Below are 16,236 nucleotides of genomic sequence, written 5' to 3'. Positions count from 1 at the left end.
TCCTCCACACCTACAACCACCACCGCTGCCACACCGCAATCGGAGGGCAACCTCCGATCAGCCGCGTCAACAACGCTGCGGGTCAATACACCTAGCGGCTCACCGGCAGCGTGACGCTGCTGACCCCGGCCCGGACGGACAGTTCCGTCCCGGCCGGGTACCGGAGCGTGTAGTCGTGGTCGGTGGAGATCAGCACCACGCCCAAGCGGTGTCCCTTCCCGAAGACGTAGTCCTGCGGCTGCATCCCCCACTCCAGGCGGTACTCCCTTCCCTCGACGACCTGGCTCTGTCGCTCGAGGGAGTGACGGTTCCGGATGTCCAGCCAGCCGCGCGACACGATCTTGAAGTCGGCGGTCTCGGTCCGGTGCCTGGTCCGGTAGGTGCAGCCGGTGTCACCGGGGACGCCCTCGCCGTAGCAGATGAGCTGCGAGGAGTCCGCGACGGTCCCGGCGGTCGCACGGGTGGCGGTCCCGTAGTCGACCAGCAGCGCAGTGACGTACGGTGACGAGCCCGCGAGGGAGGCCCGTACCGACACCTCCGGGACACCGTTCACGCGCAGATCGGCCGGGAGCGGTCCCGTCGTGTACGCGAGCCGGTCCGGGCGGGCCGTGCCGGGGGCGGCGACCAACTGCTCGGCAGGCACCGTACGGCCCGCGTCGGTCATCGTCTGCCGCACCGGCCCGCCCGGAAGCGGCGAGAGCCCGTCGGCGTTCAGCCGAAGAGTGAGGTCACGGGTCCCGGGCGCCGGCCACTCCGACTGCTGCCGCCAGGTGAGGTCCGCCTGCTCGACGTCGACACGGGGAGCGGTGAGGGCGCCGTTGTCCAGCCCGTACAGCCAGTGGTCGAACCACTGGTGCAGCTGATCGAGCCACTCCTCCATACGCAGCGGCATCGGATTGACGTGGCCCGCCTGGTGCAGCCACAGCTTGCGCGGCACATGATGCTTCTTCAGGGCGTCCCACAGCTGCCCGAAGTGCTGGGTCTTCACGTTCCAGTCGTTGCCGCCGTGCACGACGAAGACCCCGGCCTTGATCTTCCCGACGTCCTTCAGGTAGTCCCGCTCCTTCCAGAAGGGGCTGAAGTCGCCGGTGACCCGGTCCTGTTCGACGGTCAGCCGGTCGAGGACGGGCTTGCAGATCTCCCGGTCGGCGCGCGTGTAGACGTACTTCGCGAGCACATCGGTGTCCTCGCCCTGGTAGCCGCCGGGCGCCACGACCCCGCCACCGGCGCGGTAGTAGTCGTACCAGGACGAGATCCCGGAGATCGGCACGATCGCCTTGAGCCCCTCGACGCCGGTGGCCGCTACGGCGGTCGGCAAGGTGCCGTTGTACGAGATCCCCATCATCGCCGTGTTCCCGGTCGCCCAGGCGGCTCCGACCGGACTGCCGTCCAGGGCCCAGCCCCTGGCACGGCCGTTCAGCCAGTCGACGGCGGCCTTCGCGCCGAGGGTCTCGTTGCGGCCACCGGAGGTCGGACAGCCGGTGGAGCCGCCGGTGCCGAGGCTGTCGACCTGTGCGACCGCGTAGCCGCGCGGCAGGAAGTAGTTGTCCGTGTATCCGGACCAGACGACGGACGGTCCGCTCTCCCCCAGGGCGCCCGACTCCGCGTACGGGCCCACGAGCCCCGGGACCCGTCCCGTCGGCGCGAGCCGCCTGCCCGACGGAAGCCCGTCCTCGTCCACGTCGACGTCGTGGTTCTGGACATCGTTGCCGCCGGCCCAGTAGGGGCTCGCCTCAAGGACGGTGGCGACCTTCAGTCCCGCGTCGGTCTCCTTCGGCCGCAGGATCCGCATCCGCACGGTGTCGCGGCGGCCGTCGCCGTCGCTGTCCACCTCGGTCTCGATGTCGACCTGTTGATATATCGCGTCAGCACGGGAGAAGACGGGCCGGGTCTCGTTGCCGACAATGCTGAGGGCGGGGGCGTCCGCCTGCGCGGCGGGCGCGGGGAGCGCCGTCAGCAGGGAAGCGGCGAGAGCCGCCGACCCCCATGTCCGAACTCCCCGTACGAAGCGGGATGTCCGGGCCGTACGCATTCGGGTGGGTCTCGCCATCGTGCCTGCCTCCAGGGCCGGGGTAGGGGACGATCACGCGGGAAGCGCGGACACATTCCACCGCTCCCCCACCAGCCGCACCAGACCACGACACCGCCAACACCCGTGCCCCCGTGCCCCCTTGCCCCAGCAGCCCGATCAACGCTTCACTGTCGCTCTCCCCACAGGAGGTCACCCGTCCCCACGACACGCAGAGGGGTTCTTCTTGACCGCCGTACGCACCACCGCGCTCACCGCCGCCACCGCGGCCGCCTGTGCCGCCGTCCTCGCCACCGCGATCCCGTCAGCGGCCATCAACTCGTACAACGCCACGCCCGCGCCCGAGCGCACCGAGGTGGGCGCCCTGGTCGCCACGTGGGACAACGACGGCGATCCGGCCACCCCCGACCGTGTCGACTGGGTCTGCTCCGGCACGATGATCGACGCGAACACCTTCCTGACCGCCGCGCACTGCACCACCGACTGGCCGGCGAACGTGAAGTTCTACGTCTCCCTTGACCAGGACGTGCAGTCCGGACTCGACAAGGCCGCAGCCGAGCACCCGGGCGACCCGGCCGCCGTCGCGAACGCCGTCGCCGTCCAGGGCACCGCGCACAGCCACCCGGCCTACCCCGGGCCCGCCTCCGACACGCACGACATCTCGGTGATCGAACTGCCCGCGGCCAAGGTCAAGTCCCGCTGGTCCTTCACCCCGGCCGCGCTCCCCAAGGCCGGGGCGCTCGCGGCGCTCGGTCCGCAGGGCCTGAACGACACCTCGTTCCTCGTCGCCGGCTATGGCACCCAGGAGGCCCAGCGCGGCCCCGGCGGCCACACCCACCCGGGCGGCGGGGTCCGGATGAAGGCCCCGGTCACCTACAACGCGCTCAACGACGCCTGGCTGCGGCTGGCCATGACCGCCCCGCAGGGCAACGGAGGCGCCTGCTACGGAGACTCGGGCGGCCCGAACTTCGCCACCCTGTCCGGCAAGCTCACCCTCGTCGCCACCACGATCACCGGTGACATGCCCTGCTACGCCACGAACGTGACGTACCGGCTCGACACCCCCGGCGCCCGCGCCTTCCTCTCCCCCTTCGTGGCACTGCCCTGAGACCCCGCGTGCACGGGATGTTGTGCCCCCGCAGGCGAGGTCCTAGCGTTCCCTCATGAGGCACAAGGCGTACCGCCCGGCCAGGGCCGCCGTTCGCGCGGCCCTGGCCGCCGGTGTTCTCGCGGCCCTGGGCGCGGGCTGCTCCGGCGGCGCCGCGCAGCCCGCCGGCACCCCCGCCACGCCCTCCCCGCGCACCACCTCACCCCAGGAGCTGTGCACCACCCTCATCACCAAGTGGGGCCACGAGCTCCTCACTGACGATGCCGGTGGCTACGGCGACTACCAGTCGATGGGCCTGTCCAACGCCCAGTACGAGATCCTGCGCGAGACGCTGGACGCCGCCCGCGCCGAGAAGCGGCGCAACGGTCCCGGCTCCGCCCGCACGTTGATCGACCGTCAGGCCGACGAGCGCTGCACGGAGCGCTACCGCAACGGTGTACCGACCGGCGGGCCGTGGCAATGAGCGGCGTCGGACCCGTGGAGCCCGGTGAGCACACGTACGTCGCGGAGACCCCCGGGCCCTCGCCCCGCCGCGGACCGGCCGGGCCATGGGCGGCACTCCCCGCACGCCACCGCCGCATCATCCTGACCGTCCTGCTGCTCCTCACGGTCACCGCCGGCTCCGCCTACCTCTACGTCACCCGCCCGCGCCCCGATCCCGGCCCGTGGCCTGCGCAGGTGGTCTCCGTGTCGTACGAGGGCCCCGCTCCGGCCCCCCGCCGCCCCGACGGTGTGCTGCGCTTCTCCGTACGGATCACCGTCGGCGCGGGCCCGCCCGTCACGGTCGAGAACATCCGGCAGCCGTCGGCAGGCCTGCGGCTCAAAGCCTCCCCGAACCCTCCTTTTACGGTGAAAGCCGGGTCTGTCCACAGTGTGGACATCGTGATCAACGTGGACGACTGCGGAAAAGCGCCCCGGAATGCCGGTCTCGCTTTCCTCGATGTAACTCTGCGTAATGCCCGCGCAAAACAGGACCAGAGTTTCATCCTGGGCGACCACTACGCACGGGACCTGGGGCGGGCCGTGACCGACTACTGCGAGCAACCACCACGGCTGTCATGACCAAAAACGGGAAACAGTCATGCACTCCATCCCGCAAATCCGTTCGGGATAACAAGAGCGTCACAGCCTCGGCAGACCAGTGCTGAATTCCCATTTACCCGCTTAGAGTCACGGCCAGTCACCGCGCCACCGGATTCCTTGTCAGTGAGGGTCCAGCGCTCGACTCGGCACTCCACAAGGGAGCCGCCGTGCCAGGTGAAAGGACCAGACAGTGCGTCAACGTTCGCTCATAGCCATAACCGCTGCACTCGCCGCGGGGGCACTCACCCTCACCGCCTGTGGCTCGCGCGACGACAATGGCGGAGGCACCGCTGCCGGTGGCGACACCACCGTTGTCATCGGTGTCGACGCGCCCCTGACCGGCGACCTCTCCGCGCTCGGCCTCGGCATCAAGAACTCGGTCGACCTCGCCGCCAAGCAGGCCAACGAGAAGAAGTACGTCAAGGGCGTCACCTTCAAGATCGAGGCCCTCGACGACCAGGCGCAGCCCTCGTCCGGCCAGCAGAACGCCACCAAGCTCGTCGCCAACAAGGACGTCCTCGGCGTCGTCGGCCCGCTGAACTCCTCGGTGGCCGAGTCGATGCAGAAGGTCTTCGACGACGCCAAGCTCGTCCAGGTCTCCCCCGCCAACACCAACCCGGCCCTCACGCAGGGCCCGGCCTGGAACACCGGCACCAAGAAGCGCGTCTACAACTCGTACTTCCGCACGGCCACCACGGACGCCATCCAGGGCCCGTTCGCCGCGCAGTACCTGTTCAACGACGCCAAGAAGAAGAAGGTCTTCGTCGTCGACGACAAGAAGACCTACGGTGCCGGTCTCGCGGCCACCTTCAAGGCCGAGTTCACCAAGCTGGGCGGCGCCGTCGCCGGCGAGGACCACGTCAACCCGGAGACCAAGGACTTCTCCGCGGTCGCCACCAAGATCAAGAACTCGGGTGCGGACGTCGTCTACTACGGCGGTGAGTACCCGGCGGCCGGCCCGCTGAGCAAGCAGATCAAGAAGGCCGGTGCCAAGATCCCGCTCGTCGGTGGCGACGGCATCTACAGCGCCGAGTTCATCAAGCTCTCCGGCAAGGAGGGTGAGGGCGACCTCGCCACCTCCGTCGGCGCGCCGGTCGAAACCCTCCCGTCCGCCAAGGAGTTCGTGGCGAACTACAAGGAGGCCGGTTACAAGGAGGCCTACGAGGCCTACGGCGGCTACTCCTACGACTCCGCCTGGGCGATCATCGAGGCCGTGAAGAAGATCGTCGACGACAACGGCGGCAAGCTGCCCGACGCCAAGGACGCCCGCGCCAAGGTCCTCGACGCCATGAAGGGTGTCTCCTTCGACGGTGTGACCGGCAAGGTCTCCTTCGACGAGTACGGTGACGCCACCAACAAGCAGCTCACCGTCTACGAGTACAAGGCGGGCGCCTGGGCCCCCGTCAAGTCCGGTACCTTCACGGGCTGAACCGGCTGATCAACAACCCGCAACACATTTTGGCCGCGCGGGGCGCTGCAAACTGGCGCCCCGCGCGGAGTCACATCCGGCGAAAGACTTCGGAGGACCTGCGGTGAACGAACTGCCGCAACAGCTGGTCAACGGCCTGCTACTCGGATCGATGTACGGGCTGGTCGCCATTGGCTACACGATGGTCTACGGCATCGTCCAGCTCATCAACTTCGCGCACGGCGAGATCTTCATGACCGGAGGCTTCGGTGCCCTCACGGTCTGGCTGATGCTCCCGTCGGGCACCACCATGTGGGTGGCCCTGCCACTCATGATCATCGGCGCGATCATCGTCGCCACCACCATCGCCGTCGGGGCCGAGCGCTTCGCCTACCGGCCACTGCGCAACGCACCACGACTCGCACCGCTCATCACGGCCATCGGCCTGTCCCTCGCCCTCCAGCAGGCCGTATGGGCGTGGTACCCCGGCGCCAAGTCCTCCCTGTCCTTCCCGGAGATCCCCGGTGGCCCCTTCCACCTCGGAAGCGTCACCATCCAGACCGGTGACGTCTTCCTGCTGGTCGCAGCCCCCATCTCCATGGCCGTCCTCGGCTACTTCGTCATGAAGACCCGCACCGGACGCGGTATGCAGGCCACCGCCCAGGACCCGGACACCGCCAAGCTCATGGGCATCAACACCGACCGCATCATCGTGGTCGCGTTCGCCCTCGGTGCCGCCTTCGCCGCCATCGGAGCCGTCGCCTACGGCCTCAAGTACGGCGAGGTCAACTTCAAGATGGGCTTCCTGCTCGGCCTCAAGGCCTTCACCGCCGCCGTACTCGGCGGCATCGGCAACATCTACGGCGCCATGATCGGCGGGCTCGTCCTCGGCATCGCGGAGACCATGGCCACGGCCTACGTCAGCGACATCCCTGGCATGCACCAGCTCGGCGGCCAGGCCTGGGCCGACGTCTGGGCGTTCGTACTCCTCATCCTCGTGCTGCTCTTCAGGCCCCAGGGTCTGCTGGGCGAGCGCGTGGCGGACAGGGCGTGATCAACATGACTACTGAGACCACCACCGCGGAAACCCCGCGCACCTCCGCGGCCGACGCGCGCACCGGCCTCATCGCCCTGCCGCCGAACATCGCACGGGCCACCGCCACCGCAGGCGGCGCCCTCACCGTCGTCTCCGCCTTCACCGCCTGGACCTGGACCGCCGCATTCCCCGGCGACCTCACGGTCTACGGCTACCCCGGCGGCCTGCAGTGGCTCGTCCTCATCGGCGGCGCCCTCACCGCCCTCCTCGGCCTCGCGTCGTACGGAGTCAAGGGCACCCGCTGGCTGGTCCCGGCCGGAGCCGACGCGGCGATCAAACTCGCCGCACTCGGCACCTTCGCCACCGCCTGGTACACCGTCCTCGCGATCAGCATCAAGCTCGGCGGCCTCGTCAACCTCGAGCCCGGTGGCTTCCTCGTCGCGGTCGCCAGCCTCGCCGCCCTCATCGGCGCACTGGCACTGCCCTTCGACCGGCCCACGCGCGAGCCGGCCGACCCGGAGGACACCGCCTGGGAACAGTTCATGCACAACGCCCGCGGCAACCAGTGGGCGGTCGTCAAGGCCGCCTTCGCGGCCGGCACACCCGCGCCGGCACGCAAGCTGCCCGCGTACGCCGAGATCCTCGTCCTCACCGCGGTGCTCGCGCTCGGACTCACCGTCTTCACCTACGGCATCGGCACCGAGTACGACGAGCTGTTCATCGGCTTCCTCATCACCGCCTGCTTCGGCTTCGCAGCCCTCAACAAGGCCGGACTCGCGGCGCGCGTCTCGGCGATCGCCGCCCGCCACCGCAACGTGGCCATGGTCGGCGCCTTCGCCGCCGCAGCGGCCTTCCCCTTCACCCAGTCCGACGACCAGTACGCGACCATCGGCGTCAACATCCTGATCTTCGCCACCGTCGCCCTGGGCCTCAACATCGTCGTCGGCCTCGTCGGCCTGCTCGACCTCGGATACGTCGCCTTCCTCGGCGTCGGCGCCTACGCCGCCGCCATGGTCTCCGGCTCCCCGTCGTCCCCCTTCGGCCTCCACCTGCCGTTCTGGGCCGCCATCCTCGTCGGCGCCGCCGCATCCATGGTCTTCGGCGTCCTCATCGGCGCCCCGACCCTGCGGCTGCGCGGTGACTACCTCGCCATCGTGACGCTCGGCTTCGGTGAGATCTTCCGCATCGCCGTCAACAACATGGACGGGACCTCCGGCCCGGACATCACCAACGGCTCCAACGGCATCTCCTCGATCCCGAACCTCAACATCCTCGGCTTCGACTTCGGCGCCGAGCACACCATCGCCGGGTTCACCATCGGCCGGTTCGCGAACTACTTCCTGCTCATGCTGCTGATCACGCTCGTCGTCGTGGTGGTCTTCCGCCGCAGCTCCGAGTCCCGCATCGGCCGCTCCTGGGTCGCCATCCGCGAGGACGAGACCGCCGCCGAAGCCATGGGCATCAACGGCTTCCGCGTCAAGCTCGTCGCCTTCGCCCTCGGCGCCTCGCTCGCCGGCCTCGCCGGCGCGGTCCAGGCCCACGTCACCTACACCGTGACCCCCGAGCAGTACCAGTTCGCCCACGTCGTGCCGCCCAACTCGGCCTTCCTGCTCGCCGCGGTCGTCCTCGGCGGCATGGGCACCATCAGCGGTCCGCTCGTCGGCGGCGCACTGCTCTACCTCATCCCCAACAAGCTCCAGTTCATGGGCGAATACCAGCTCTTCGCCTTCGGTGTCGCGCTCATCCTCCTGATGCGCTTCCGCCCCGAGGGCCTCATCCCCAACCGCCGCCGCCAGCTCGAATTCCACGAGAACGAGGAAGCGCCCGCCGCCCTCACCAAGGCAGGTGCCTGAACATGACCACCGACACCACCACGAAAGCGACCGCCCCGGCACCGACCGGCGAGACCGTCCTCGACGCCCGCGGCGTCACCATGCGCTTCGGCGGCCTCACCGCCGTACGCTCCGTCGACCTCACGGTCAACAGCGGCGAGATCGTCGGACTCATCGGCCCCAACGGCGCCGGCAAGACCACCTTCTTCAACTGCCTCACCGGCCTCTACATCCCCACCGAGGGTGAAGTCCGGTACAAGGGCACGGTCCTGCCGCCCAAGTCCTTCAAAGTGACCGCCGCCGGCATCGCCCGGACCTTCCAGAACATCCGTCTCTTCAACAACATGACGGTGCTGGAAAACGTCCTCGTCGGCCGCCACACCCGCACCAAGGAAGGCCTCTGGTCCGCCCTGCTGCGCGGCCCCGGCTTCCACAAGGCCGAAGCCGCCTCGCGCGAGCGGGCCATGGAACTCCTCGAGTTCGTCGGCCTCGCGCCCAAGGCCGAGCACCTCGCCCGCAACCTCCCCTACGGCGAGCAGCGCAAGCTGGAGATCGCCCGGGCACTGGCCAGCGAGCCGGGACTGCTGCTCCTCGACGAGCCCACCGCCGGCATGAACCCCCAGGAGACCCGCGCCGCCGAAGAACTCATCTTCGCCATCCGGGACCAGGGCATCGCCGTCCTCGTCATCGAGCACGACATGCGGTTCATCATGAACCTCTGCGACCGCGTGGCCGTCCTCGTCCAAGGCGAGAAGCTCATCGAGGGCGACAGCGCCACCGTCCAGAGCGACGAGCGCGTCATCGCCGCCTACCTGGGCGAGCCCTTCGAGGGCGCACCGGGCGAGGAGGAAGCCGCAGAGGTCGCCAAGGCGGAGGCGCACGCCGCCGAGACCGACTCGACGGACGACGCCGACGAAACCGCCACGGACACCGCGGGCGACGACGCGGCGGACGACGCGCCGGAGGCAACGACCGAAGGCGACAGCGACAGCGACACCGCCCAGGCCTCCGGCGGCACCGGCAAGGAGAACGACTGATGACCGCACTGCTCGAAGTCGAGGATCTGCGCGTCGCCTACGGCAAGATCGAGGCCGTCAAGGGCATCTCGTTCAAGGTCGAGGCGGGCGAGGTCGTCACCCTCATCGGCACCAACGGCGCCGGCAAGACCACCACGCTGCGCACCCTCTCCGGGCTCCTCAAGCCCGTCGGCGGCCAGATCAAGTTCAACGGCAAGTCGCTGAAGAAGACCCCCGCCCACCAGATCGTCTCGCTCGGACTCGCCCACTCCCCCGAGGGGCGGCACATCTTCCCGCGCATGACGATCGAGGACAACCTGCTCCTCGGCGCCTTCCTCCGCAACGACAAGGAAGGCATCACCAAGGACGTCCAGCGCGCCTACGACCTCTTCCCCATCCTCGGGGAACGACGGAAGCAGGCGGCAGGCACCCTCTCCGGCGGAGAACAGCAGATGCTCGCCATGGGCCGGGCCCTCATGTCCCAGCCCAAGCTGCTCATGCTCGACGAGCCCTCCATGGGCCTCTCGCCGATCATGATGCAGAAGATCATGGCGACCATCGCCGAGCTCAAGGCACAGGGCACCACCATCCTGCTCGTCGAGCAGAACGCCCAGGCCGCGCTCTCCCTGGCCGACCAAGGCCACGTCATGGAGATCGGCAAGATCGTCCTCTCCGGCGGCGGACAGGACCTGCTCCACGACGAGTCCGTCCGCAAGGCCTACCTCGGCGAGGACTGAGCCGTACGGATACGCGAGGAGGCCCGCACCCCCGACCGGGGGTGCGGGCCTCCTCGTACGTACCAGGGGCCGGCTACTGCCCCTTCGCGGCCTTCTTCTCCTCGGCGTCCTCGATGACCGCCTCCGCCACCTGCTGCATCGACAGCCGGCGGTCCATCGACGTCTTCTGGATCCACCGGAACGCCGCCGGCTCCGTCAGCCCGTACTGCGTCTGCAGAATACTCTTCGCCCGGTCCACCAGCTTCCGCGTCTCCAGCCGCTGAGCGAGGTCCGCAACCTCCTTCTCCAGCGCCTTCAGCTCCGCGAACCGCGACACCGCCATCTCGATCGCCGGCACCACATCGCTCTTGCTGAACGGCTTCACCAGATACGCCATCGCCCCGGCGTCCCGGGCCCGCTCGACCAGATCGCGCTGCGAGAACGCGGTCAGCATCAGGACCGGCGCGATCGACTCCTCGGCGATCTTCTCCGCGGCGGAGATCCCGTCCAGGACGGGCATCTTCACATCCAGGATCACCAGATCCGGCCGGTGCTCCCGGGCCAGCTCGACGGCCGTCTGCCCGTCACCCGCCTCACCGACGACCTGGTAGCCCTCTTCCTCGAGCATCTCTTTGAGGTCGAGGCGGATCAGCGCCTCGTCCTCGGCGATGACGACACGGGTCGTCAGCGGCGGGACGTGCGACGTGGCGTTGTCGTCGTCGGCGGCGGGCTGGTGCGACTCGGGCTCGGGGGCGGTCACGGTACTCCTTGGTACGGGGCAGGTTACTGCTGCCAAGAGCCTACCTAGCTGCGGTAAGGTGGACAGGCAGCGGGTCGAGGGAAACCTTCGATTCTGCGAGCCCCGGTAGCCCAATTGGCAGCAGGCAATGGATTCAAAACCCATACAGTGTCGGTTCGAGTCCGACCCGGGGCACTTTTCCTTCCTTTCCAAGGTCACGACAGATTCGCCGGAATTCACCTGACCGCGTGAGCTACCCGCGGTTATCGACCGAGCAGCGCAAGAACACGCCACGCTCGGTCATATGTACGACCTGGAAACCCGTAAGCACGCCCTGGCGCTCGTGGCCCAAGGCCGCAGCCTGAACTCCGTGAGCAAGCAGACGGGCATTTCACGCTGGGCGATACGTGCTTGGCTCACGCGCATCGAACCGTTGCCCCGCATGGTCGCCCAAGCCGACCCCTGCGCGAGGTGCCGCCCCGATCCGGGGTTACCAGAGGATCGTGGGGCGTACGCCTATCTCTTCGGCCTCTACCTGGGAGACGGCTGTATCAGCGCGCACCCCCGCGGCGGCCACCACCTCCGGATCGCATGCGCCGACGCCTGGCCGGGGCTCATTGAGCAATGCCGGGAGGCCATCACCGCGACGCTCCCGGGAGCCGGCGTGTACAACCTCCAGAAGCAGGGCTGCGTGTCGGTGACCAGCTACAGCCGACATTGGCCGTGCCTCTTCCCGCAACACGGCCCAGGGAAGAAGCACGAGCGCAAGATCGCTCTCGAATCCTGGCAGCAGCAGATCGTGGACACCCACCCCTGGGAGTTCATCCGAGGCCTCATCCACTCCGACGGATGCCGGATCACCAACTGGACCACCCGAGTGGTCGGCGGCGAGCGGAAGCGCTACGAGTATCCGCGGTACTTCTTCACCAACCTCTCGGCCGACATCATGAGGCTGTTCACAGATGCGCTGGATGGCGTAGGCGTCGCGTGGACGCGGACCAACGCCCGCAACATCTCCGTCGCCCGCAGGGAATCCGTCGCCCTCATGGACGCCCACGTCGGCCCCAAGTACTGACCCCCCTACTTCGGGCTGTCGTCCTCGCCGATGTGGTGCACCCGCACCAGGTTCGTCGAGCCCGGGACGCCCGGCGGGGAGCCGGCCGTGATGACCACGGTGTCGCCCCGGTCGCAGCGGCCGATCTTCAGGAGCATCTCGTCGACCTGGGCGACCATCGCGTCCGTGGAGTCGACGTGCGGGCCGAGGAAGGTCTCGACGCCCCAGGTGAGGGTGAGCTGGGAGCGGGTGGCCGGGTCGGGGGTGAAGGCCAGGAGGGGGATCGGGGAGCGGTAGCGGGAGAGGCGGCGGACGGTGTCGCCGGATTGGGTGAAGGCGACCAGGAACTTCGCGCCGAGGAAGTCGCCCATTTCGGCGGCGGCGCGGGCGACGGCTCCGCCCTGGGTGCGGGGTTTGTTGCGTTCGGTGAGGGGTGGGAGGCCCTTGGCGAGGATGTCTTCCTCGGCGGCTTCGACGATGCGGGCCATGGTCTTGACGGTTTCGACGGGGTATTTGCCGACGCTGGTTTCGCCGGAGAGCATCACGGCGTCGGTGCCGTCGATGACGGCGTTGGCGACGTCGGAGGCCTCGGCGCGGGTGGGGCGGGAGTTGTCGATCATCGAGTCGAGCATCTGGGTGGCGACGATGACCGGTTTGGCGTTGCGCTTGGCGAGTTTGATGGCGCGCTTCTGGACGATGGGGACCTGTTCCAGGGGCATTTCGACGCCGAGGTCGCCGCGGGCGACCATGATGCCGTCGAAGGCGGCGACGATGTCGTCGATGTTGTCGACGGCCTGGGGTTTTTCGACTTTGGCGATGACGGGGAGGCGGCGGCCTTCTTCGTCCATGATGCGGTGGACGTCTTCGATGTCGCGTCCGCTGCGGACGAAGGAGAGGGCGATGACGTCGGCGCCGATTCTGATGGCCCAGCGGAGGTCGTCGATGTCTTTTTCGGAGAGGGCGGGGACGGATACGGCGACGCCGGGGAGGTTGAGGCCCTTGTGGTCGGAGATGATGCCGCCTTCGGCGACGGTGGTGTGGACGCGGGGTCCGTCGACGGCGGTGACTTCGAGGGCGACGCGGCCGTCGTCGACGAGGATGCGTTCTCCGGTGGTGACGTCGGCGGCGAGGCCGGGGTAGGTGGTTCCGCAGGTGTGGCGGTCGCCTTCGACGGGTTCGACGGTGATGGTGAATTCGTCGCCGCGTTCAAGGAGTACGGGGCCTTCGCGGAAGCGTCCGAGGCGGATCTTCGGGCCTTGAAGGTCGGCGAGGACGCCGACGCTGCGGCCGATCTCGTCGGAGGCTTTGCGGACGCGCTGGTAGCGCTCCTCGTGTTCGGCGTAGGTGCCGTGGCTGAGGTTGAGGCGGGCGACGTCCATTCCGGCTTCGACCAGTGCCTTGATCTGGTCGTATGTCTCGGTGGCGGGCCCCAGTGTGCAGACGATCTTTGCTCGGCGCATGATTCGAGCCTATGGCTTACCGGCCGGTAGAGAATCGGCTGCACGTGACTACTCAACAACCTTTGCGTGAAGGGTTATTGACAAGTATTGAATTGTGCATGGGGTCGCTCTTTTGAGCAATTGAGTGGCTGCGGGTACGGGTGTTCCTCAAACATCAGAGCTGGGGCGGTGTCATGGTGAAGCGTGCGTTGACCTGGGCGTAGACGGTCTGGCGCTGGGGTTCGAGGTCGAGTGCGGGGGCGGTTTCGGGGGCGGCGCCGGCGAAGGCGGCCGCTCGCATGGCGCCGGGGGCGGGGGGCGTGCCGTACGGCGTGGGGGCTTCGGCGCCGAGGTCGGCGAGTTCGACGAGGGCGGCGAGGCGGGCGCCGAGGGCTTCGGCGTATTCGCGGGCGCGCTGGACGGCTTCGCGGACGGCTTGGCGGCGGGCTTCGCCGTGGGCCGGGGAGTCGGGGCGGAGGGACCACCAGGGGCCGTCGACGCGGGTGAGTTCGAGGTCGGCGATGCGGGTGGTGAGTTCGCCGAGTGCGGTGAAGTCGCCGAGTACGGCGGTGATGTGGACGCGGCCGTGGTAGGCGCGGACGCGTTCGCCGCGGCCGTGCTGGGTGAGTTCGGGGCTGATGGAGAAGGCGCCGGTCTCGAGTTTCTCGACGGCGTCGCCGTAGGACTTGATGAGGTCGAGGACGTGGGCGTTGCGGCGGGTGAGGTCTTCCAGGGCGGTTCTGCGGTCCTTGCCGCGTGCGCTGACCATGACGCCGATTCTGGCGATCTCGGGGTCGACCTCGAGTCGTGCTTCGCCGCGTACGGCCACGCGGGGTGTCTCGGGGGTTCCGTAGGGTGCGGGTGCTGCGGTGTCGCTGGTCACGGTGCGCTCCCTTGTTGGTGTTCTCGAATCACTTTCGCACGGGGGCGTGCTGCGCCAGAATCTACGCGCGTTGTGTCATTGGACTAGGGAGATCACATGCCGCTGAATCGCAGGACGTTCCTTGGCCGTTCGGCCGCCGCGGGGGCCGGGGTGGCCGTCGCGGGGAGCGTCGCCGGGCCCGCCGAGGCTCATGGTCACGGTGGGCGGGTCAAGCGGTACTCGTTCACGGTGATGGGGACGACGGATCTGCACGGGAACGTCTTCAACTGGGACTACTTCACGGACAGGGAGTTCGACGACAAGAACCACAACGATGTGGGCCTGGCCAAGATCTCTACGCTGGTCGACCAGGTGAGGAAGGAGAAGGGGCGGCGTAACACCCTTCTCATCGATGCCGGTGACACCATTCAGGGCACCCAGCTGTCGTACTACTACGCCAAGGTCGACCCGATCACCGCCCGCAGCGGTCCGGTGCACCCGATGGCGCAGGCGATGAACGCGATCGGCTACGACGCGGCGGCGCTGGGCAATCATGAGTTCAACTACGGCATTCCGGTGCTGCGGAAGTTCGAGGAGCAGTGTGACTTTCCGCTGCTGGGTGCGAACGCTCTGGACGCCACGACGTTGCGGCCGGCGTTTCCGCCGTACAGCATGCACCGCCTCTGTACCCCGTGCGGCCGGGATGTGCGGGTCGCGGTCCTGGGGCTGACGAATCCGGGTATCGCGATCTGGGACAAGGCCAATGTGAGCGGGAAGATGGTGTTCCCGGGTCTTGAGGAGCAGGCGGCGAAGTGGGTGCCGAAGCTGCGTTCGATGGGTGCGGATGTCGTTGTCGTGTCGGCGCATTCGGGGTCGAGCGGGACGTCTTCGTACGGTGATCAGCTTCCGTACATCGAGAATGCGGCTGCTCTTGTCGCGGAGCAGGTGCCGGGTATCGACGCGATTCTCGTGGGGCATGCGCACACGGAGATCGTGGAGTACTTCGTGACGAACAAGGAGACCGGTAAGCGGGTCGTGCTGTCCGAGCCGCTGAAGTGGGGGCAGCGGCTGACCCTCTTCGACTTCGACCTGGTGTGGGAGAAGGGTCGCTGGACGGTCGAGAAGGTGGGCGCGAAGGTTCTCAACTCCAACACCGTGGCCGAGGATCCGAAGATTGCCGGGCTTCTGGGTGACGAGCACAAGAAGGTGGTTGCGTACGTCAATCAGGTCATCGGCACGTCCACTGCTGCGATGGCGACGGCCGATGCGCCGTGGAAGGACGAGCCGATCATCGATCTGATCAACCATGTGCAGGCGGAGACGGTGAGGGCGGCGTTGGCCGGCGGTCCTCATGCGGCGCTGCCGGTCCTGTCGCAGGCGTCGTGTTTTTCGCGTACGGCGGCGATTCCGGCCGGTCAGGTGACGATCAAGGATGCGGCGGGGCTGTATCCGTTCGAGAACACGCTGGAGGCGCGGCTGCTGACGGGTGCGCAGCTGAAGGACTATCTGGAGTACTCGGCGCGGTATTACGTGCAGACTCCGGCGGGGTCTCCGGTGGACACGGCGAAGCTGACGAACGCGGACGGCATCCCGGACTACAACTATGACGCCGTGTCCGGGCTGACGTACGAGATCGACATAGCCAGGCCGGCCGGGTCGCGGATCGTGGATCTGTCGTTCGAGGGCAAGCCGCTGGATCCTGCGGCGTGGTTCGTGCTGGCGGTGAACAACTACCGGGCCAGTGGCGGCGGGGCGTTTCCGCATGTCGCCAAGGCCCAGCAGCTGTGGGCGAATTCGGACGAGATCCGTAACACGATCATTCAGTGGGTGAAGGCGCAGGGGTCGGTGGATCCGGCCGGGTTCGCGTCGGTGGGCTGGAAGCTGACCCGGGACGGGGTTCCGGTCTTCTAGGGG

At 68.2% G+C, this 16,236-nt stretch carries 14 protein-coding genes and 1 tRNA gene; 11 read left to right on the top strand and 4 right to left on the bottom strand.

The genetic code is table 11. The features are described 5' to 3' along the window. Positions 1 to 91 precede the first annotated feature (91 nt). The gene (locus tag ACWCXB_RS33595) at positions 92 to 2,050 is read right to left on the bottom strand and encodes a Xaa-Pro dipeptidyl-peptidase (RefSeq protein WP_450727781.1); all 1,959 of its coding nucleotides are present in this window, start codon (positions 2,048 to 2,050) and stop codon (positions 92 to 94) included. Between the two features lie 205 nt (positions 2,051 to 2,255). On the opposite strand from ACWCXB_RS33595, the gene ACWCXB_RS33590 reads away from it, so the two are divergent. The 8 genes from ACWCXB_RS33590 (at position 2,256) to ACWCXB_RS33555 (ending at position 10,249) form a co-directional block, all read left to right on the top strand. Beyond that, the gene (locus ACWCXB_RS33590; RefSeq protein WP_450727779.1) at positions 2,256 to 3,137 is read left to right on the top strand and encodes a trypsin-like serine protease; all 882 of its coding nucleotides are present in this window, start codon (positions 2,256 to 2,258) and stop codon (positions 3,135 to 3,137) included. A gap of 55 nt (positions 3,138 to 3,192) precedes the next feature. After that, positions 3,193 to 3,600 carry a hypothetical protein gene (locus tag ACWCXB_RS33585; RefSeq protein ID WP_450727777.1) on the top strand — a complete coding sequence of 136 codons (408 nt, stop codon included), beginning with the start codon at positions 3,193 to 3,195 and terminating at the stop codon, positions 3,598 to 3,600. Then, positions 3,597 to 4,199 (top strand): Tat pathway signal sequence domain protein, encoded by a 603-nt coding sequence (locus tag ACWCXB_RS33580; protein ID WP_450727775.1) that lies wholly within the window; start codon positions 3,597 to 3,599, stop codon positions 4,197 to 4,199. Before ACWCXB_RS33585 ends, ACWCXB_RS33580 begins: the two co-directional genes overlap by 4 nt. A gap of 211 nt (positions 4,200 to 4,410) precedes the next feature. Then, complete coding sequence (locus ACWCXB_RS33575) at positions 4,411 to 5,649, top strand: branched-chain amino acid ABC transporter substrate-binding protein (protein ID WP_450727773.1); 1,239 nt, start codon at positions 4,411 to 4,413, stop codon at positions 5,647 to 5,649. 103 nt (positions 5,650 to 5,752) lie between these two features. Then, positions 5,753 to 6,682, top strand: a complete 930-nt coding sequence (locus tag ACWCXB_RS33570; protein WP_450727771.1) for a branched-chain amino acid ABC transporter permease — start codon at positions 5,753 to 5,755, stop codon at positions 6,680 to 6,682. 5 nt (positions 6,683 to 6,687) lie between these two features. After that, entirely contained in the window at positions 6,688 to 8,517 is a 1,830-nt protein-coding gene (locus tag ACWCXB_RS33565) for a branched-chain amino acid ABC transporter permease (RefSeq protein ID WP_450727770.1), read from the top strand. Between the two features lie 2 nt (positions 8,518 to 8,519). Next, on the top strand, positions 8,520 to 9,533 hold the full coding sequence (locus ACWCXB_RS33560) for an ABC transporter ATP-binding protein (RefSeq protein WP_450727768.1): 1,014 nt from the start codon (positions 8,520 to 8,522) through the stop codon (positions 9,531 to 9,533). Continuing rightward, positions 9,533 to 10,249: an ABC transporter ATP-binding protein gene (locus tag ACWCXB_RS33555; RefSeq protein WP_450727766.1), complete on the top strand. Its 717-nt coding sequence runs from the start codon at positions 9,533 to 9,535 to the stop codon at positions 10,247 to 10,249. The genes ACWCXB_RS33560 and ACWCXB_RS33555 overlap by 1 nt, the downstream gene beginning before the upstream one ends. Positions 10,250 to 10,322: 73 nt before the next feature. Here the strand turns inward: ACWCXB_RS33555 and ACWCXB_RS33550 are convergent, their stop codons facing one another. Beyond that, complete coding sequence (locus tag ACWCXB_RS33550; RefSeq protein ID WP_450727764.1) at positions 10,323 to 10,988, bottom strand: ANTAR domain-containing response regulator; 666 nt, start codon at positions 10,986 to 10,988, stop codon at positions 10,323 to 10,325. A gap of 99 nt (positions 10,989 to 11,087) precedes the next feature. Here ACWCXB_RS33550 and ACWCXB_RS33545 point away from each other — a divergent pair. Together ACWCXB_RS33545 and ACWCXB_RS33540 are read left to right on the top strand one after the other, a co-directional pair. Next, positions 11,088 to 11,162, top strand: a tRNA-Leu gene (locus tag ACWCXB_RS33545). A gap of 109 nt (positions 11,163 to 11,271) precedes the next feature. Then, the gene (locus ACWCXB_RS33540; RefSeq protein WP_450727762.1) at positions 11,272 to 12,042 is read left to right on the top strand and encodes a transcriptional regulator; all 771 of its coding nucleotides are present in this window, start codon (positions 11,272 to 11,274) and stop codon (positions 12,040 to 12,042) included. Between the two features lie 5 nt (positions 12,043 to 12,047). On the opposite strand, the gene pyk is transcribed toward ACWCXB_RS33540, so the two are convergent. Then, positions 12,048 to 13,481 (bottom strand): pyruvate kinase, encoded by a 1,434-nt coding sequence (pyk, locus tag ACWCXB_RS33535; protein ID WP_450727760.1) that lies wholly within the window; start codon positions 13,479 to 13,481, stop codon positions 12,048 to 12,050. Positions 13,482 to 13,635: 154 nt separating this feature from the next. Then, positions 13,636 to 14,343 (bottom strand): SIMPL domain-containing protein, encoded by a 708-nt coding sequence (locus ACWCXB_RS33530; protein ID WP_450727758.1) that lies wholly within the window; start codon positions 14,341 to 14,343, stop codon positions 13,636 to 13,638. A gap of 96 nt (positions 14,344 to 14,439) precedes the next feature. On the opposite strand from ACWCXB_RS33530, the gene ACWCXB_RS33525 reads away from it, so the two are divergent. Beyond that, on the top strand, positions 14,440 to 16,233 hold the full coding sequence (locus ACWCXB_RS33525) for a bifunctional metallophosphatase/5'-nucleotidase (protein ID WP_450727756.1): 1,794 nt from the start codon (positions 14,440 to 14,442) through the stop codon (positions 16,231 to 16,233). Positions 16,234 to 16,236: the final 3 nt, after the last annotated feature.

The sequence above is a fragment of the Streptomyces sp. NPDC001514 genome (genome assembly GCF_053597075.1).
This window is presented reverse-complemented; position numbering and strand designations above follow the sequence as displayed.